This is a genomic window from Flavobacterium tructae, assembly GCF_001853485.1.
Taxonomy (GTDB): Bacteria; Bacteroidota; Bacteroidia; order Flavobacteriales; family Flavobacteriaceae; genus Flavobacterium; species Flavobacterium tructae.
The window spans coordinates 36656-56500 of record NZ_MIKE01000026.1; the positions used below are offsets into that span (position 1 = coordinate 36656).

Sequence of the window (19845 nt, forward strand, 5' to 3'; positions counted from 1 at the left end):
ATGAGCATAAATATATTACAATACGAAAAAGACGTTTGGAAAACTGCCGATTTACTTATAGCCTCTGGAATAAAACAAAGTGACTTCCCAAAATACATGATGCCTTTCTTTGCTCTTTTAATGGTAGAGAGTAGATTAGTAAGAGAAGCAAAAAGATTGAAAGAAGATATCGGAGATATTGATATTGAGGATTTTATTGATATGTTTCAATTAGAAGGATTAGGATATAATGATTTCGTAATTCGTAAAAACAAAACATTAAAAGACATTTGTAAAAATGACAAAACTTTTGATGTAGATTTCCACGCATACTTAAAAGCTTTTGATGCTGAAACTAAATATTTGTTAGGAGTTGATAAAGGAACTGAAGAAGAAAAGTTTTTGGATATATCTGGTATTAGTGGATTATTAAAAAAGAAACGAATATTATTTGAAACGGTGCAAACTTGGAGTGAAATTGATTTAACACCTTTTAATAATTCTGAAATAACTACTTTAGAAGAACACATCAAAAGAAAATGGGCTGATATTTCAGCAGAAACAGCAGGAGAGCAATATACACCTGACGATATTATTTCATTGATAACAGATATTATTGCTTCTAAAATTGAAGACAATGAAAAATTTCTAACAATATATGATCCAACGTGTGGTGGAGGAAACCTTTTATTTGGAGTAGAAGATAAAATCAAAGAAAACTTTAAAAGACCAACAGCTACATACGGTGAAGATTGGAACGATAGTCTATACGCTTTAGCAAAAATCGAAAGTAGATTTAGAGTTGGTTCTCAAATAGAACATGGTAATACACTAACAGAAATTAAGTTTATAGAAAAGAAATTTGATATTATTGTTGCAAATCCTCCTTACGGTGTCGATTGGAAAGGATATCAAAAAGACATTGTAAATGATACTACAGAAAGATTTGTTGCCTTGCCTTCAATTTCTGATGGTCAATTTTTATTTACACAACACATATTATATCAATTGGCTGATGATGGTTTAGCAGTCGTGGTCCATAATGGTTCAACATTATTTAGCGGTGATGCAGGCAGTGGTGAAAGTGCCATTAGAAAATATTTTCTAGATAACGATTGGGTTGAAGCAATTGTTCAAATGCCTACTGACGAATTTTTCAATACAGGTATTTATACTTATTTGTGGATATTCAACAAAAACAAACCCACAGAGAGAAAAGATAAAGTAATGCTTATCAATGCAGCCAATCTGTTTGTGCCTTTAAAGAAAAGTAAAGGTAAAAAGAGAAAGCAAATGAGCGAAGAAAATAGAATTGAAATTATAAAGACTTTTACTGAATTTAAAGACAACGAATATTGCAAAATATTTGATAAATGGCACTTTTACTTTAACAAACAATCTATTATACTTACCAATGTAGATGATGAAGGTAAATCTGTTGAAATGCCTAATAAAGCAGATAGAAACGGCGATTTTAAAGAAGATAAAAGCATAAAAATAGAACCTAAAACAATTGCTATTTTAGACAGCTTTAAAGAAAATGGTATAAAAGCAATTAATGAAATGGTAATCACTAAGTTTGAAAATAAAAACTATTCTAGTTTAGCCAATTTCTATGAGGGTTATTTTAAGTCGTTTGTAAACGATTTTGATTATAAAGATGATGCATTCGTATTAATTGATAAACAAGGCAATTCATTTCATTATGATAATAATAAAGCCACTATTGTAGTAAAAGATAAAAACCAAAAACTAAGCTTTTTAGGTAATGGTAAAATAGTTATTAAATCTACTTACAAGAAAAAAACTTCGACTAAAGAAGAACATATATTGGTTACTGCTGAAATAACGAAAGATCTTCAAAAAGATTATGAAATAATTCCTTTTAATCCTAATGAACAGGAAAATCAAAAGCAAATTGTAACTTTTATGGCTAAATACATTACCAAACCTTTTGAGTATTTAGATAATACAATTGGTGTAGAAATCAATTTTAATAAAGTGTTTTACATTCCAGAAAAATTAAGAGATATAATTAAAATAACAGCCGATTTAAAACAACTTGAAATTGATTTAGCTAACCTTGAAAAAGAATTATCAATATGATAAAGTATGAAAAATATAAACCTTCAGAAATTGATTGGTTAGGTGAAATTCCTTCAAAATGGGAAGTAAAAAGAATAAAAGATGTGTTTAAGCAAATATCACTAAATGGTAATAAATTATCAGAAAATTGCTACATACCATTGGAAAATATAGAGCAATTTACAGGCAAACTAATACAAAGAGTTTCAAATGATAATAACGAAACAACAAATTTGTTTAATTCAGGTGATATATTGATTAATAAACTTCGGCCCTATTTAGGCAAAATATATTTACCAGATTTTAATGGTGGTGTTAGTGGTGAAGTTGTTGTTCTGCGCTCTATTTTTAATGGAAAGTTTAGTCATTCAAAATATTTCTTTTATAGATTTTTGTCAACTAAATTTATTTTTAAAATTAATTCAATGACGGATGGTGTTAAAATGCCACGAACTAATCCAACAAAAATTTTAAATCTAAACATTGCAATACCTCAGTTAAAAGAACAAATTGAAATAGCAAATTACCTCGACAGCAAAACCCAGGCAATTGATAAAAAAATAAATCTTTTAATTCAAAAAGCCAACTACTACAAGGAGTATAGAAAAAGCATAATTAATGAAGCAGTTTGCAAAGGATTAGATAAAAATGTAAAATTCAAAAACAGCGATATAAACTATATTAATGATATTCCTCAACATTGGAAAATAGAACGAATTAAAGATTTATTTAATATTGGTAGAGGTCGTGTAATTGGTCAAGAGTTACTAGTTGAAGAAGGTAAATATCCTGTATATTCTTCTCAAACTGAAAATAATGGTTGTTTAGGTTATATTGAAACTTATGACTTTGATAATGATTTATTAACTTGGACAACAGATGGTGCAAATGCTGGAACAGTATTCAGACGTAGTGGCAAATTTAATTGTACAAATGTCTGTGGTACTTTAATACCCAAAAGAAAAAATTTAGATTTAGACTATGTTGTTTATGCTTTGCAAGAGAGTGCAACTCACAATAAACGAATTGATACCAACGGTGCAAAAATTATGAATAATGAAATGGCAGTTATTAATATTGCTTTTCCACCTTTAAATGAACAAACAGAAATTGCCAAGTATTTAGACACGAAAATAAAAACTACTGATAAAATTGTAGAAAATATAAATACTCAAATTATAAAATTAAAAGAGCTTCGTAAAACATTAATTAATGATGTGGTTACAGGTAAAATAAAAGTAACATAGGACTAAGATGAATGAATTAGATTTACAAGACAAATATTTAGTAAACTTTTTTTGTGAACGTCCAGATGGTTTACAATACAAAGAAGCTAAGGCAAATACAGTTTCAAGTCATTTTTTTATAAACGAAGATTTAAAACAATTTCTTTCTGAAACTTCTTTAAACAAAGACAACTATAAAAAACTTTCTAAAAAGTTTACTAGTGAAAAAGAACTAATAGAAGCTTTCAGCCTTTTTTTAGATGAAAAAGTAAAATCATCTATGAATATGGCTTTGTTTATCAATTCTAACAAATCAGTTACTTTTGAAGGTTTGAAATTTCATTTATTCTATCCTAGTGGTAGTGAAGCTCACGAAGATAAATTGTTCGATGAAAACATATTCTCTATCGTTCAGGAGTTACCTTATACTTTTAAGTATCAAGGCAAACAATACTTTTCTTTTCGCCCAGATTTATCATTTTTTCTTAATGGTATATTTTTAGGCTATAGCGAATTAAAAAGCAATTGGAACAATCAAAATGCTAAAAAGAACGGCAGAAAGAAAGTTGCAATGGATTATCAAACCGCAGTACAAGAATATTTAAAAATTGCTGATGGAAATGATTTATCTCAAACCATTAGAAAAGACTTTTTAAAAATATTTGAAAAAGCAATTCATATTACTTCTACAGATATTAATGAAACCTATATTATCAGAAATATTTCTAATCATTTTGATGAAATAAAAAATACAGTTGTTTCAGATGAATATGATTTTGACGAATACGAGAAAAAAGTTTTTAGAGATTTTAAACCATATCCGCTAATAAATAAAGATGCTGATAAAAACCTAAAATTTGAAGAGGTTTTCAAAGCCTTGTACGATAAAAAAATGATAGAAAAAGAAATACTCTATTATAATTTTATTGAGCGTGAATTAATTAAAAAAGAAGGTAGTAAAGTAAAAGAATACAAGCACAATGATGGTAGATTAATCAGCCCAAGACCTAAACAAAAATTTGGTGCAGATAAGGTTATTGCAAAAATCAATGAGTTTTTAGAACACGAAAACGAACCTGATTATTTCATCAATAAACTAGAAAAAGAATTAAAAGCAAAGGGTATTGGAGAAACCCAAATAAAAGAACTAATTGCAAAAAGGCAAAAATATCAAAACAACAAAAATGTATATTCTTTATTGTTGCAATATGCAGCAGGTTTTGGTAAAAGTAATATTATAGGTTGGACAGCATTACAATTAAAAGACTTACGTAAAGATGGTAATTACATCTACGATAAAGTAATGTTAGTTGTCGATAGGTTGCAACTGCGAGACCAATTAGACAGTATGTTACACAATATGAACATTCAAAAAGGAATGTTTTTGGAAGCTTCAGACAAGAAAAGTTTTATGACTGCATTAAGTAGTGATAAAAGAGTAATTGTTGTAAATATTCAAAAGTTTGGTGCAATAAAAGAAATACTTGATAATGAAGTAACTTCGAAGTTATCTACATTAAGAGTTGCTTTCTTAATTGATGAAATTCACAGAAGTAATAGTGGATCACAAAACGAAGAAATGATAAGTGTTTTCGATGAATTGCAAAGCGGTTTTGATAACAGTAAAGTTTACACAAATACGATTCATAAAAAGAATTTAATAATAGGTTTCACAGCTACGCCTAGCGATATTACTTTAGCTCGTTTTGGAGAGTATAATAAATATGCGGAAGCAGAAAAATTTTGGATTCCTTTTGATAGTTACACTATGAAAGAAGCCATCGAAGATGGTTTTATTTTAAATCCTATTAGAGGTATTGTTCCAGTTTCATCAAAAATGCAATTTGGAATACCAGATAATGAGTTAGAAGGTTTTGAAGGTGATTCTGGATACGAAGAAATACCAGACGATACAGATACTGGTATAGATGAAGAGGGTAAAAAGTACGCAATTCGTAAAAAGAAAATCTATTCCAATAAAGAAAGAATCGAAGCTATTTCAAAATTTATTTCAGAAAGATTAGTCTCAACTGTTTATCATAATATTAGAGGTACGGCAAAAGCTATGTTAGCAGTTTCCTCAATTCCAAATGCAATCAGATACAAACGATTAATTGATAAACACTATAAAGAATTAGTAGAACAAAAAAAACACGAAAGATTTAAAGAAGCTCCAATTTATATAGTTTATTCTGACAGTCAAGACCAACCAAGCAGTAATAGTGTTAATCATGGTATAAATGAAAAACAAGTTTTACAGAACTTTAAATTAGCTAAAAACGGATTAATTATTGTAGTTGATAAACTCCAAACAGGATTTGATGAGCCTAAATTACACACACTTTTTTTAGATAAAGAAATAAGAGGTATAAATGCAATCCAAACTATATCAAGAGTTAATAGAACTACTAAATATAAAAATGATTGTAAGATTATTGATTTTTCATATAAAAATGTAAATGTTAAGAACATAAAACAAGCTTTTGAACATTATAGTAATGTTGTTGTTTCAGACTTTGATCCATTAGGTGATGAAGAAAAATTAGATATTTATCTTAAAGAATTAAAAGACCAGGATTTATTCAAAACACATTTTAAGGCTTTTCAAGAATACAATACTACCAATGATGATATAAATATTATTCTAGCAATAGATAATAATTTTACAAAATTTATAACATCTACTAGTAAAGAAGCTAAAAAGTTAAAAAAAATTATCAACGATTATTTTAAAATTTTAAACCTAATTGAATTTGTAATTGAAATTGATAAGAAATATAATGAAGAATTATTTTTACAATTTTGGAGAAAATTTAGTATTATTTATGGGCAAATAAATAAAGACCAAGATGATATTGATGATGTAGAAATATACTTTGATAATAAAATTGGTATTGTAGCTCCACAAGATTATAAAGTAAAAGAGAAAAACAAAGTTACAGGAGTTCCAACTGGTTCAGATAATAAATATAAATACAATATTCTAAAAGTTATTGAAAAACGCAATCAAGAGGAAGAAGCTATTGCAGAATTAATCGAAGATTTTGAAAACAAAATAGATACTTTTTTTAATTTCATTAAAGGAGATGAAATGGGAAAAAGATTAATTGCCAAAATCAAAGATGAAGGTTCAGCATTTTCTCAAGATGAAATATATACTGATTTTAACAAACTTTATAGAAAATATACTATAATGAATAAAGATTTAGGAGAATTTTTCAAAAGAGAAACAAAAGATATCCTAAATCAAATGTGTGATGATTTTGAAAGATCAGTTATAAATAATGGGTTAGAATTACCAAGTAGACCTACGCCTCCTAAGAAATAATGAAAGAAGAAGATAAAGAATACTTAGATTTACTTAATAAAGTATATTTTGAAAGTTCAACTCAGTTTGACAAACAATTGCTTTTTGTAGCTTCGGGAGCTTTAGGATTATCATTAGCTTTTATAAAAGACATTGTAGTTCTTTCAAAAGCAACTAATAAAGAATTGTTATTATTATCTTGGATAAGCTTTGGATTAGTTATTTTGATTAATGTAATTTCGCATTATACATCCTTGAAAGCAATCAATTATAAAATTGAAAATATTAATAAAAAAAGGATAGATTTTCTCAGAGTTTTAATTCTTTAACAAAATATTTTAATGTAATGATGATTGTTTTTTTAGCATCAGGTCTAGTACTTTTAATTGTTTTTATAGGTATAAATATTTAACTTTAAATTCTTTGTGAATAGATATGACAGAAAATAAAAACAAACAGTCAACCTTTCCTAAATGGATGGGGCCATTATTAGAAGCATTGCGTCAATTAGGGGGCTCAGGCAGGCCTAAAGAAGTTACAAATACTATTGCAAAAAATTTAAATATTTCGGACAAAACTTTAGAAGAAACTACCAAGACTGGAATTCCTAGATTTTACAATCAAGTAGCATGGGCAAGGCAGTATTTAGTTTGGGAAGGTTTCCTTGATGCATCGAGTAAAGGTATTTGGACTTTAACACCAAAAGGTAATGAAACTTATTTAACAGAAAAACAAGGCCGTGAAATTTTCTTGAAATGGGTTGAAATAAATCAAAAAGCAAGAAAAGCAAAATCAAAGAACGAAATACTAAAAGAACAAGAGGAAGATGAGCCGGAAAATATTGAGCATACTCTTAAACCAAATTTGCTGGAAGTTTTGCAAGGGCTATCACCTAAAGGATTTGAAAATATTTGCAAGCGTTTATTACGTGAGCATGGTTTTGAAAATGTAGAGGTTACTGGTGGCTCACATGATGGTGGAATTGATGGATACGGTACCTTGGAGTTAAACCCTTTTGTAAGCATTAAAGTATTGTTCCAATGCAAAAGATATAAAGGAACTGTTTCACGGGCTCAAGTTGGAGATTTTAGAAATGCAATGATAGGTCGTGCCGAAAAGGGTATAATATTGACAACTGGTACTTTTTCCGAAGATGCAAAGCGCGAAGCATCACGAGATGGAGCACCGCCAATTGAATTAATTGATGCATCTAAATTAATTGATTTATTTGAGAAAGTTCAATTAGGCTTAATTCCAAAAGTTGTTTTTGAAGTTGACTTAAAATTCTTTGAGCCATATTTAGATAAAGAAAAAGTAAACTCATAGTATCTAAATCATAATAAGATACAAATAATTTTTACTCTTAATCCATTTTTAAATTGGTGCCTCCAAAATTAAAGAAAGTCCTATAAATAAGAATAGTTTAAAGAATATTTTTAAAATTTATTTCGATGGAATTGTTTAAACGTTTGCTATAGCTCTTAATAAAAAGTTTTGTTTACAATTTTACACTGACTTGAAAAATAAAAAAAGCCTTCCAGGATTCTGAAAGGCTAATTAAGTAAAGGTAAGGATGAATTTATTTTTTAGATTCCTCAATAGAGACTTTTCTAAACTCTTTTAAAAGTTTCTCAATTTCCAAAGATGATTTTCTTGCTCTAGCTCCGGCAGCTTTAACTCCTTTTTCAGCTAAAGCTTCAGATTCAGTTTTAAATGTTTCGATTTCAGCGTTGATTTTTGCAACAAGGTCTTTCATTATACAATTTTTTTAAATTAAGTGGGCAAAAGTAAAATTTTGCCTTAAATGAAAACGGTATTATTATAAAAATATTTTCACGAATTCTCTTTTTTCAATTCCTTAAGGAAATAACTGACCGAAATTCCTGTTTTAGATTGGAATGCATTGGTGAATCGGGGAGTGGAAGTAAAACCGGCTTCCTCAGCAAGGGAGCCGATGGAGTAATTTCTATGCATGCTTGAGTTTTGGAGCAGTTCTACCAGATAATCAATTTTTAAGTCATTGATATAATCAGCAAAACGCTTGCCGCTGCGATGGTATATCACTTTTGAAAGGTATTTGCTGTTTGTATTAAACCGTACAGTTAAAGTGGTTAGTGTTGCCTCTTTGTGCAGGAATTTTTTATCCCTTTCAAATTTTTCAAGGTGTTTTATTATCTGCTGTACAGTCTCCTGCGAAATATCGGTTATTTCGAATTTATCGGTTGCCTGTTTTTGTAAGCTGCTCTGTTCATTTTTTTTCAGAAGCAGATCAAATTTGATCTTATTGCGCTTTTTAGTTTCAAAATGGTTATAGGTCCCATAAATGACAGCGGAGAATAGAACGACAACCACACTGATCAAAATAACATCATAATATTTTTCTCTTACAAGCTGCTGCTGTATTTTTTCTTTTTCCAGCAGAATTTCCTTCGTGTCATATTCCTTGTGAATTTTGCCCATTAGGTACTTATTGGTATCTGTTAATATAGAATCTGCTTTTAAAAGCTGGTCTATATAATACAACTGGGATTTCAGGTTATTTTCTTTCTTGTAATATTTAATCATTAATTCAAAAACTTCTCTTAAATCCGGACGAATGTAACCTTTCTCAATAAATACTTTTTCCACCTTTTTAAAGTAAGGAACTGCTTTTGCCTGACGCTGTAGTTTCCAGTAGTTTTTTCCAATGTAAAAATTGGCGATTGATTCATTTGCAAATTCTGTCATGCTATTTAACTGCGGCATGACTTCCTGAAGCAATTGAATCGAAGTATGATAATTATTTAGAAAGAACTGGTTGATTCCTTCGGAGTGCTTAAAAAATAATTCCATTTCTGGTATATTAAGCCGTTCACATTCTTTAATTCCAAATGCATTAGTTTCAGAGCATTTCCTGTAATCTCCAATCTTATTGTAACAAACACTAAGTGAATGCAGTGAATTTAAATAGGGGCGGGGCTGATTTTTTTTAAAATATTCAATGCAGTCATTAAAAAGAGAAATAGCCTCATCATAGAAGCCGAGATAATATTTAATCTGAGCAATATGATATTTGGTTTTGTAGATTAGGTAATCATTTTCGGTTTTGGAAATGCTTTCATTTGCTTTAATATAATAATCATAGGCTTTTACATAGTTTTTCTGGCTGTAATAGACTATTCCTTTGGATAGCTGAGCAGATCCAATCAGTTCAGGACTTCTTGACTTTACAGCTGTCTGCACCATGCTGTCTGCGTATTTTAAACGGAGAGTCATAGGTGACTGATGCAGCATATTTTGATATGCATTAACTAACTCTTCATGATTCTTTTCCCTTCGGGCTTTTCTTAAATAGGCATATAAATATGGAGATGCTTTCAGACTGTCATTTTTGTATTGATAAATTTTATCATCCAGATATCCATAACTTTTAAAAATAAGGGAATCAGGAATTCTGTTCGGAGTATTCTGGGCAGTTAAAGATTTAATTAGAAATAGAAGCAGCAGTACCGATAAATTACATTTCATAATACATAGAAATTTTGAGTTTATGCTCTTATGAAAGCATAAATCAGATTAATAAAAAAAAATGTAGAAGTCGCTATAGAGTAACTTTCAAAAATAATGTAATTATTTGAATTTCAATATTTAATGTAAGAAAAATACATTATTGATTTCATGGAAATCGACAGTGGATTTTCCGAAAATCCACATACATGCACTTGATTTATGATTTTTTGCAATTTAGATTTGCCTTGAATTCAACAGCAAAAGATTCAGTAAAGTACTGAGCAAAAGTTCTGCTGGCCCGGGTAAAATGGACTGAGACAAGTTCTCAATAAACCAAACCATTTTGCATTATGAAAAATTTACTATTAACTGGTTTAATTATTTTTTTAGGTTCATGTTCAAATGACGATTTTGACAATTCTGATTTAAGATTGGTTTCCAGCCAAGCAATCAGCAAAGAGAAAACTGCAGATTTTAAAAACGGGTCTGCTTTGGAGGAAAATTTTAAGGAAGTTCGGGCGGGAGATTACGTACTTCTAGTTCCTGCCCAATTAGAAGAAAAGATCATTTCAGTATTAAAAGCCCAACCTGGGAGAAATGAACTAAATACTTTTGAGAAAAGCACTTCTGATTTAGATACAATTTCTTCTACTGAGGATCCTGTCTCAACATTACTTATAATTGTTGATGAAAGCACACTCGGATCATCATTGAAACTTGATGTGAAGGGGTATATCGTTAATCTCGGAAATCTTCGCGGCCAGCAGTACCATATTGTGGATGATTTTATAATTCAATACGAGATTTCAAAACGACAAGATTCCACACTTCTAACAGGAGAAAAGGAATCCATTTTATCTATTTCCTCAATTTCGGAAGCAATTTTATTTAGTGAAAAGGACAGAAAGGACAGAGATTGGGAGACATCCACCACCAGTAAGAGTACCAAATATTTATGATATATTGTCGTAATTGAAGTTGAATCACTTCCTACTTATATAGTTGATTAATAATTTTCTAATCTATCTGATTTATGAAAAAGAGAGCTTTGTTTTACATTTTATTGTTCCTTTTTAATCTTTGCAGCCTTTATTTTATAATGAAGCTTTTTGCTGCTGATCAGCTGGTTCAGTACGTACTTTACCAGGACAATATAATTGAGAGTCCGAGATTAACGGCGTATATCTTATACGTCTGTTGTTTGTCTAATTTATATTTCCAGTTTTTTACATGGATGGAATATTTTTTCAAGGATGATATCTAAAAGCAGATCTAAACTAAAAGAGCAAAAATGATTAGAGAAATCTTAAATACTGAGATTAAAAGCATTGAAAATGATGGTATTGATGTAGTATACATTACAGACTATAGGGCAAAAAATATTGTACCGGTACCATTTTCCGTTTCAAATTTTTCAGTGCTTTTAATCAAAAGTGGTAAAATGAATATCAGATTTCATGACGAAACTAATATAGTTAATCGGAAAGATTTATTGGTAATCCCATTTAATTCCATTTGCACCAGGCTTGAAGCCACGGATAATATCCAGCTATATCTTATAAGGACAAATTTTGATTTTGCATTTAATAATTGTTATGAGAAAGAGCTTTCGGATGCTTTTAGTTTTCTAATGTTAAAATCAGATCGAAAGATTAGTCTTCAGGAAACGGATTTTAAAGTTTTGTCACTTATTTATAAAATAATGTATGTATTGCAGAACAGCAATGACAAACCGGAAGTAATTACTAAGCTTCGCCGGATATGCTTTAATTTATTTATATATGAACTCAAGTTCATACATTCGAAATATAAACCCGACTTAAATCTTGACTTTTCAAGAAGAGAGAGCATTGTAATACAATTCCTGACTCTATTATCAATACATTTGAGAAAACAGCATCATGTTCAGTTTTATGCAGGAGCTTTATTTATCACTCCAGGACATTTGAATAAGATGGTAAAAGAAAGCACAGGTAAAACAGCTAAAGCATTTATAATTGAAGCTCTTGTCAATGTTTCAAAAAATCTTCTTACGGACTCAAGCTATTCCGTGGCTAATATAGCCGATGAATTAGAATTCAGCAGCGCTGAAAACTTTGGCGTATTTTTTAAAAGACATACCGGTATGCTGCCAACCGAATTTCGTTCTAATAAAAAGTAAGCTGCCAAGATAGCTCCTTATTCTGCCAGAGATTGTTTAATTAAAACGATAAGACGATGATTAAAATGTATCCTTTGGAATGGTTTGATTCGTTGATTATAAATTCATTTGATGCTGATAATTCTTCTGTAAAAGTATCGGAATATGAATTGGAGAATTTGAGTAAAACAATAGTATCTGAATCAAAAAAAATTAAAATTCATATTAAAGATTCTTTTTTCGAGCTGAAAAGTAAAAGGCAGATTAGACTACTTATAAGAAAATATCATTCTTCATTGGTTTTTTTAATAGACAGGGTAGTAGAAATAAGAAAGATCGAAAAATTCAATTCTCCTGAATTTTTTAGAATATTTGACCTGATTGTTAGTTCCCTGGACGATTTGCTGTCATTTGTAGAAATCAGGTATTCGTCCTTTATAAGTTTGGACCAAAGGGTGTCCTTCAGCTATTTTTCGATTTGGAAAAAAGAAACACTTGCGATTTTAAAGAATCTGATTAAAAAAAAAGAAAATACCGGGGAGAATGATCTCGAATTGGAATATGTTGTCAATCTTCTTGCTGCGCCACTTCATAACAGCAGAAATAGTAAGTATACCTATCGCCAGATTTTGTATTATCGAGAGATAATCATCGAACTTGAAAAATTAAATTATCCAGTTACGAAATCAGAAGGTTTTTCAAATCTGGATCTTGTGCTTATAAGAATGAATTTTAATTCCAGAGAATATACCGATAGACTGGTAACTAGAATAGGCAGGTATTTAGAAGGTTTTGAGAATTTATCTGAAAGAATTGAAAAGCTGCTATACTTCTGCAAGAAACTGTCTAAAATAAACGCAGATTTAAAATTAACCTTTAATCCATCTCAACAGAATCTTATTTCATTTTTGGAATACTGGTTCTCCAGCGAAATCAGATTTGCTGAAAAAAAGGCTGCAATTCTAATGCAGGAACAGATTGATGCTTCTGTCGGAAGTGAATTTGTAGAGAAAGTAGATTCAAAACTTGAATGTATACTTTCAGGAGATCAGATCGGACTTATTTTAAGGGCGACAGATGAGGCGAGAATTATTAAGGCCAAGTCTATGAATTACATATTTAAAAGTATAGTACCTTACCTTTCTACTCCAGTAAAGAGAAATCTTTCTTACCAGTCAGTGAGAAGCAAGTCATATAATGCAGAAGATCGTGATAAGGAAATTGCGATTGAAAGTCTTGAAAAAATAATCCGCAAGATAAAAACGTACTAGATTTTATTGTCATTTGTAATCTGACAACCCTTTAAATTCGGGCATTTTGAAAGGGTACAAAAAGGGTACAGAAAAGTTGTACTTGTAGAAAATTTATTCTTATAGTTCCTTTGACCTGTAGAATAAATACCATCAAAATTTAACGGATGGTGATTTTCATAGAGGAGGATAAAATGTTGAACGATAAAATGAGGAGCTATGTTTACAAATATTTCATGGGGCAGTTATCTGACCGCGGCTGGTATTGCTATAATTTTCTGGTACCTAATAATCTTACTGAAATTTCACAGAAGTGATTTTAAAAAAATCTTATCAGGTGAAAAAAAACTGCAAATACCATTTCTAAAAAAAACTTCTAAAAATTTACAGGATATAAAATCGATATCCGATTCATTTCCGAAATCTTTTGATACCCTGGAAGATGCGGAAAATCTATCGCAGCGTATTAAAGAAGCAGTTAAAGAAAGTGCAGAAAAGAGACTAACAAAAGAGCAGTTTCAAAACTACCTGCGAATGCTTCTGGATGAATATCCTTATGTCAAAATTTCCTCCCTCAGAGAAAACATTAACCAACAAATGGTCTTTGAATCTCAAAAGCATCCCAATCTGCTTTTAACACTCAGCGAAGCAGACAGTCTCTGGGAAGGATCAGTATTTTAAAAAATTCAGAGGAGGAATATTCCCCGTTCTCTCTGGTGCGGTATGGCTTTATGTGACAGGAAAAATAGAGCAGCAACGGGGGTATTCCTCTTCTTTTTATTAAAGAATAACTTTAAAAATGATTTGTGATGAAAAAATGCAGATGGAAATTAAAAAGTCTTTTTAGACGATTTAGAGCTATGGGATCGTCGCTCCTGATGATTCTGGTTAGTAATGTTATTTACAGCCAGGATGGTGTGGCGGGAATTAATGAAGCCAACCAGAAAGTGAGAAGTTACTTCGATGCCGGCACTGAGTTAATGTATGCAGTAGGAGCTATCCTCGGGCTGATAGGGGCAGTAAAGGTCTACCAGAAATGGAATGCCGGAGATCCTGATACCGGAAAAGTCGCAGCAGCCTGGTTTGGAAGCTGTGTGTTTCTGGTGGTAGTAGCTACTGTAATTAAATCCTTTTTCGGGGTTTAAACGATAGAAAAAATGAGTAACAGCGTTTATTCGATCAATAAAGGAATCAATCAGAGTATACAATTTAAGGGACTTAAAGCGCAGTACATCTGGTATTTGGGCGGAGGTGTTGTCGGTCTTATGATTCTGTTTGCTGTCCTGTATATAATTGGAATTCCTTCCTTGATATGCATTGGTTTTGTTGGAACGGCGGGAGGTTTTCTTGTTTTTAAAATATACAGAATGAGTAATACCTACGGAGAATACGGCATGATGAAGGCCCTAGCTAAAAAACAGATTCCAAAGTGGATTAAAGTTTACAGCAGAGAGGTTTTTATTAAGTTATAGCCATAGAGCGTTAATTATATAATGGAGAAAGGATGGAGAAGAGGATGGAAGAGCAGCTGCCAGTTATGGCAGTGGAGCATGATTGTATTTTATCAAAACAGGGCGATGTAACTATAGTTTTTAAGGCAGAACTGCCTGAAATTTTTACGCTGTCAGACCAGGAGTATGAAGCTTTCCACCAGTCATGGATAAAGGCGTTAAAGGTGCTGCCGAAGTTTTGTGTTTTTCATAAACAGGACTGGTTTTTAGAAAGTGCTTATAGAGCTGATTTTTTAAGTGAAGACAGCAGTTTTCTGACCAGAAGCAGCGAGCGTTTCTTTAACGAGAGACCATTTCTGGATCATTCCTGCTATATCATGCTGACCAAGAAACCGGCGGGAAGAAGAAATGCAACCTCATTGTTTTCTAATCTGCTTAGAAGTTCCATAGTACCCGAGGAAACCTTAAAACCGCAGCTTCTGCAGGATTTTGCAGATACCTGCGGGCAGTTTAAAAGGATTATGGAAGACAGCGGATTTATAAAGCTGGAGCGTCTGCAAAATGAATCGCTTAGAAGCGAGAGCAGAAGAATAGGGCTGGTGGAAAAGTATTGTTTTTTGTCAGAGCGTGAAAATTCATTCGTATTTAAGGATATAAGGTTTGATGAGGGATTAGCGGTAGGGGATAAACACTGTCAGCTCTTTACTCTTGGTGATGCAGCTGATCTTCCTGGATTATGCGGATCGAGAATCAATTTTGACCGCTATTCAACCGATAAGACCAAATTCAGTATTGGTTTTGCGTCAACCCTCGGCCAGCTCTTATCCTGTAATCATATTTACAATCAGTATATCTTCATTGAGGATTCACAGAAAACCATCCAAAAGCTGGAAAGCAAGCGACTCAGACTGCAGTCACTCTCTGCCTACAGCCGGGAGAATATGATTGCCAGGGATGCGACGAATGATTTCTTGAACGAGGCAGTATCACAGCAGAGGCTTCCGGTTAAAGCCCATTTCAATGTACTGGCCTGGAGCACGGATAAAGAAGACTTGAAAGAGATTAAAAATAAAGTGTCATCAGCTCTTGCCCAGATGGATGCGGCAGCAAAGCAGGAAACTGTCGGAGCTCCTCAGATCTATTGGGCTGGAATGGCAGGAAATGCAGCGGACTTTCCCATGAATGACACCTTCGACACCTTTACGGAACAGGCCGTATGCTTTCTGAATATGGAAACGGGATATAAATCTTCGCTGAGTCCCTGCGGTATCAGGCTGGGAGACAGGCTGACAGGAAAACCAGTTCATGTTGATATCAGCGATGAGCCTGTTAAGATGGGAATCTGCACCAATCGCAATAAGTTTATATTGGGACCTTCGGGTAGCGGCAAGTCCTTTTTTACCAATCATATGGTGAGAAGCTATTACGAGCAGGGAACCCATATTGTGCTGGTGGATGTTGGACACAGCTATAAAGGGCTCTGCGATATGGTAAACGGGTATTATTTTACTTACGATGAAAAGAATCCTATCCGTTTTAACCCATTTTATATTTCAGAAGGAGACAGTCTGGATACGGAGAAAAAAGAGAGCATTAAAACGCTTCTGCTTGCACTATGGAAAAAAGACGACGAAACCTTTAACCGGAGCGAGTATGTAGCACTCTCAAATGCCCTGCAGCTGTATTACGAGAAATTGGATATTAATGCGGAGATATTTCCCTGTTTCAACAGCTTCTATGATTTCCTGAAAGAGGATTTTATCTCAATTTTGGAAGGCGATAAAGTAAAGGAGAAGGACTTTGATGTGAATAACTTTCTCTATGTGCTCAGGCCTTATTACAAGGGAGGCGAGTTTGATTATCTACTGAACGCGACAGAAAATCTGGATCTTCTAAAAGAAAGGTTTATTGTCTTCGAGCTGGATAATATCAAAGATCATCCGATTCTTTTTCCTGTTGTGACCATCATAATTATGGAAGTGTTTATTAACAAGATGCGGAAATTAAAAGGCATCCGAAAAATGATACTCATTGAGGAGGCATGGAAAGCACTAATGAAGGAGGGTTTTGCAGATTACATAAAGTATCTTTTTAAAACAGTGCGTAAATTCTTCGGGGAAGCGATAGTGGTAACCCAGGAAGTGGAGGATATTATTTCTTCGCCCGTGGTAAAACAGGCAATTATCAACAACAGCGACTGCAAGATCCTTCTGGACCAGAGCAAATATCAGAATAAGTTTGACCAGATTCAGGAGCTTTTGGGACTTACAGACAAAGAAAAGGCACTTGTACTTTCTGTAAATAAAGCCAATGATCCAGCCAGGAAATACAAAGAAGTGTTTATCTCTCTGGGAGGGATGCTTTCAAAGGTCTATAGAACCGAAGTTTCACTGGAGGAATACTTAGTGCGCCCATAAGGACATATAGCAAATGTGGTTTGGCAACCACTGGGCAAGTGTTTATAACGCCCATCAACAGCTGACTTATCCGAACGGGAAACCCGACGGGGAGTGTAGCATGTCAGAAAAGCCACAAGTCAACTAACTATTAAGTTGCGACTGAGTGGCAAGTTGAAAAGTTAGATATAAGGATGAAGTCTGGATTGATTGAACGATAGTCTGAACGGTCGGTTCTTGGGCTATGACGGAAAATAGTTATAAACGTCATACTGTGGTACTATACTAATGTTAGGTAGTAGTTATAGCATAAACAAACCACAGCGTAGCTGCAATAAGCAGAAAAAGGCGAACATCGCATCCGAGAATCTAATAAGCCAATAGTTGCTATATGTCTAAATGGGGATTACCTAAGTCGAAATGCCACTGATGTGGCTATGGAGAAAAGCTCCTGAATATTCGATAAGGTAACGGAGCCTCCGTAGTAGTCTGAGCAAGGGAAAGCCTTGTACATGGCGAAGGGAGGCAGTCAATTTAGTTTAATACGGTTAATGGAAAATGTGAGAGACATTATGAGAAATCCAGAAATAGTATTGAACAGTCTAATAAAGCACAGCGGAGATTCGAGCTATAAATTCGAAAGGCTGTACAAAGTTCTGTTCAATGAAGAGATGTACTATACTGCTTATCAAAAAATCTACAGCAAAGTAGGTAATATGACAAAAGGTATCGATGGAAAAACCATCGATGGAATGAGTATATCCCGCATTGAAAGGCTGATTGAATCGATCAAAAATGAAAGCTATCAGCCAAACCCATCCAAAAGGATTTATATACCGAAGAAAAACGGTAAGAAACGTCCGCTTGGAATTCCCTCTTTCGATGATAAACTAGTACAAGAAGTTATCAGAATGATTCTGGAAGCTATATATGAGGGCTATTTTGAACATACTTCACATGGTTTTAGACCACAGAGAAGTTGCCATACGGCATTAATAAGTGTTCAGCAATCATTTACAGCTGTGCGATGGTTCATTGAAGGAGATATAAAAGGCTTCTTTGATAATATCAATCACGAAGTGTTGATTGGAATCCTTAAAGAACGTATCAATGATGACAGGTTTATCCGTTTAATTAGGAAGTTCCTAAATGCAGGGTATATCGAAGACTGGATGTATCACAAAACATTCAGTGGTACACCGCAAGGGGGAATTATAAGTCCAATCCTTGCCAACATCTACCTTGATAAACTTGATAAATATGTCAAGGAGTATATCAAAGAATTTGATAAAGGGGAAAGAACGACGGCAACACGCCAGTACAGACTATACGAACAGAGACGATACCGCTTGGCAAAGAAACTGGAATGCGAGACAGATGAAACTGTTAGAGCCAAAATGATTGCAGACATTAAGGAACTACGACAAGAAAGAAACAAATATCCAGCCTATAATAAGATGGATAGCAGTTACAGAAAGTTGAAGTATGTAAGATATGCGGATGACTTTCTTATCGGGGTCATAGGTAGTAAACAAGATTGTAAAAGGATTAAGGATGACATTAAGAACTTTCTTATTGAAAAACTGAAACTTGAACTCTCGGATGAAAAAACCTTGATAACCAATGCTAAGAAACCAGCCAAATTCTTAGGCTTTGATGTTTACGTGCGTAAATCCAATGAAACAAAGAGGGATAAACACGGTAGAACAGTCAGATGCTTCGGAGACAAGATTGTACTCTATGTAACAGCAGAAGTGATGAAGAAAAAACTACTGAGCTATAATGCGGTAAAATTAGTTACACAGAAAGGCACAGAAGTTTGGGAACCACGCTCCCGTTATTACATGAAAGACTTAGATGATTTAGAGATCATCAGTCAGGTAAACTCTGAAATCCGAGGCTTTTACAATTACTACGCAATCGCTAACAATAGTTCATATGTTCAGTCATTTTCTTACATCATGGAGTACAGTATGTACAAAACCTATGCACTGAAATATCAAACTTCGGTAAGTAAGGAAAAGACAAAAAAGTGTATAAATGGGGTGTTCTCTATTCCTTATAAAAACAGGAAAGGCTACATAATCTATAGACGCTTTTACAATGAAGGTTTCAAACGCCAAAAAATTGCTCGTGGAGTTTACGTGGATAATTTACCCATGACAGTTACCATTACAGGTGGAAGAAACAGCCTTATAGCAAGACTGCAAAACGAAAAATGCGAATTATGCGGTGCAAATGACAAATTGGAAATGCACCATATAAGAAAGTTGAAAGACCTAAAAGGTAAAGAAGATTGGATGAAAAGAATGATTGCAAGGAAAAGAAAAACTTTGGCAGTCTGTTCAAAATGCCACGATAAGATACACGCAGGAAAGTTAGACTGAATAAATTGATGGAGAGCCGTATACCTGGAAACAGGTACGTACGGTTCGGGGGAGAGTTCTTGGAAACCTGCTATAGTTAATATAGCAAGGCGCCGGGTTCTTATCCTACGCTTATACAACAGAGGAAAGCGAGAA

General features: G+C 32.9%; 15 protein-coding genes. 13 read left to right on the forward strand and 2 right to left on the reverse strand.

Annotated features, from left to right (window positions below; all coding sequences use genetic code 11):
• The 5 genes from BHE19_RS17735 (at position 1) to BHE19_RS17755 (ending at position 7923) form a co-directional block, all read left to right on the forward strand.
• Complete coding sequence (locus BHE19_RS17735; protein ID WP_081912538.1) at positions 1–2085, forward strand: HsdM family class I SAM-dependent methyltransferase; 2085 nt, start codon at positions 1–3, stop codon at positions 2083–2085.
• Positions 2082–3311 carry a restriction endonuclease subunit S gene (locus BHE19_RS17740; protein ID WP_035627427.1) on the forward strand — a complete coding sequence of 410 codons (1230 nt, stop codon included), beginning with the start codon at positions 2082–2084 and terminating at the stop codon, positions 3309–3311. Before BHE19_RS17735 ends, BHE19_RS17740 begins: the two co-directional genes overlap by 4 nt.
• Before the next feature lie 7 nt (positions 3312–3318).
• Positions 3319–6618 carry a DEAD/DEAH box helicase family protein gene (locus BHE19_RS17745; protein WP_070908216.1) on the forward strand — a complete coding sequence of 1100 codons (3300 nt, stop codon included), beginning with the start codon at positions 3319–3321 and terminating at the stop codon, positions 6616–6618.
• Positions 6618–6926 carry a hypothetical protein gene (locus BHE19_RS17750; RefSeq protein WP_035628591.1) on the forward strand — a complete coding sequence of 103 codons (309 nt, stop codon included), beginning with the start codon at positions 6618–6620 and terminating at the stop codon, positions 6924–6926. Before BHE19_RS17745 ends, BHE19_RS17750 begins: the two co-directional genes overlap by 1 nt.
• 106 nt (positions 6927–7032) lie before the next feature.
• Positions 7033–7923: a restriction endonuclease gene (locus BHE19_RS17755; RefSeq protein ID WP_035628594.1), complete on the forward strand. Its 891-nt coding sequence runs from the start codon at positions 7033–7035 to the stop codon at positions 7921–7923.
• Positions 7924–8176: 253 nt separating this feature from the next.
• On the opposite strand, the gene BHE19_RS17760 is transcribed toward BHE19_RS17755, so the two are convergent.
• Together BHE19_RS17760 and BHE19_RS17765 are read right to left on the reverse strand one after the other, a co-directional pair.
• Positions 8177–8353 carry a histone H1 gene (locus tag BHE19_RS17760; protein WP_035628595.1) on the reverse strand — a complete coding sequence of 59 codons (177 nt, stop codon included), beginning with the start codon at positions 8351–8353 and terminating at the stop codon, positions 8177–8179.
• A gap of 77 nt (positions 8354–8430) precedes the next feature.
• A complete protein-coding gene (locus BHE19_RS17765; RefSeq protein WP_035628597.1) occupies positions 8431–10104 on the reverse strand; it encodes an AraC family transcriptional regulator in 1674 nt (557 codons plus the stop codon).
• A 332-nt stretch (positions 10105–10436) separates the two neighbouring features.
• Between BHE19_RS17765 and BHE19_RS17770 the strand changes: the two genes are divergently transcribed.
• The 8 genes from BHE19_RS17770 (at position 10437) to BHE19_RS17805 (ending at position 19710) form a co-directional block, all read left to right on the forward strand.
• Positions 10437–11045 carry a hypothetical protein gene (locus BHE19_RS17770; RefSeq protein ID WP_035628599.1) on the forward strand — a complete coding sequence of 203 codons (609 nt, stop codon included), beginning with the start codon at positions 10437–10439 and terminating at the stop codon, positions 11043–11045.
• 332 nt (positions 11046–11377) lie between these two features.
• Positions 11378–12247 (forward strand): helix-turn-helix domain-containing protein, encoded by an 870-nt coding sequence (locus BHE19_RS17775; RefSeq protein ID WP_070908217.1) that lies wholly within the window; start codon positions 11378–11380, stop codon positions 12245–12247.
• Between the two features lie 158 nt (positions 12248–12405).
• Positions 12406–13497: a protein kinase family protein gene (locus tag BHE19_RS17780; protein ID WP_123923429.1), complete on the forward strand. Its 1092-nt coding sequence runs from the start codon at positions 12406–12408 to the stop codon at positions 13495–13497.
• A 198-nt stretch (positions 13498–13695) separates the two neighbouring features.
• A complete protein-coding gene (locus BHE19_RS17785) occupies positions 13696–14157 on the forward strand; it encodes a hypothetical protein (RefSeq protein WP_070908219.1) in 462 nt (153 codons plus the stop codon).
• A 179-nt stretch (positions 14158–14336) separates the two neighbouring features.
• Positions 14337–14621 carry a DUF4134 domain-containing protein gene (locus tag BHE19_RS17790; RefSeq protein ID WP_223704658.1) on the forward strand — a complete coding sequence of 95 codons (285 nt, stop codon included), beginning with the start codon at positions 14337–14339 and terminating at the stop codon, positions 14619–14621.
• A 12-nt stretch (positions 14622–14633) separates the two neighbouring features.
• Positions 14634–14948 carry a DUF4133 domain-containing protein gene (locus BHE19_RS17795; RefSeq protein ID WP_070908220.1) on the forward strand — a complete coding sequence of 105 codons (315 nt, stop codon included), beginning with the start codon at positions 14634–14636 and terminating at the stop codon, positions 14946–14948.
• Between the two features lie 32 nt (positions 14949–14980).
• Complete coding sequence (locus BHE19_RS17800; RefSeq protein ID WP_394332184.1) at positions 14981–17344, forward strand: TraG family conjugative transposon ATPase; 2364 nt, start codon at positions 14981–14983, stop codon at positions 17342–17344.
• A 530-nt stretch (positions 17345–17874) separates the two neighbouring features.
• On the forward strand, positions 17875–19710 hold the full coding sequence (locus BHE19_RS17805; protein WP_262487650.1) for a reverse transcriptase domain-containing protein: 1836 nt from the start codon (positions 17875–17877) through the stop codon (positions 19708–19710).
• Positions 19711–19845 lie beyond the last annotated feature (135 nt).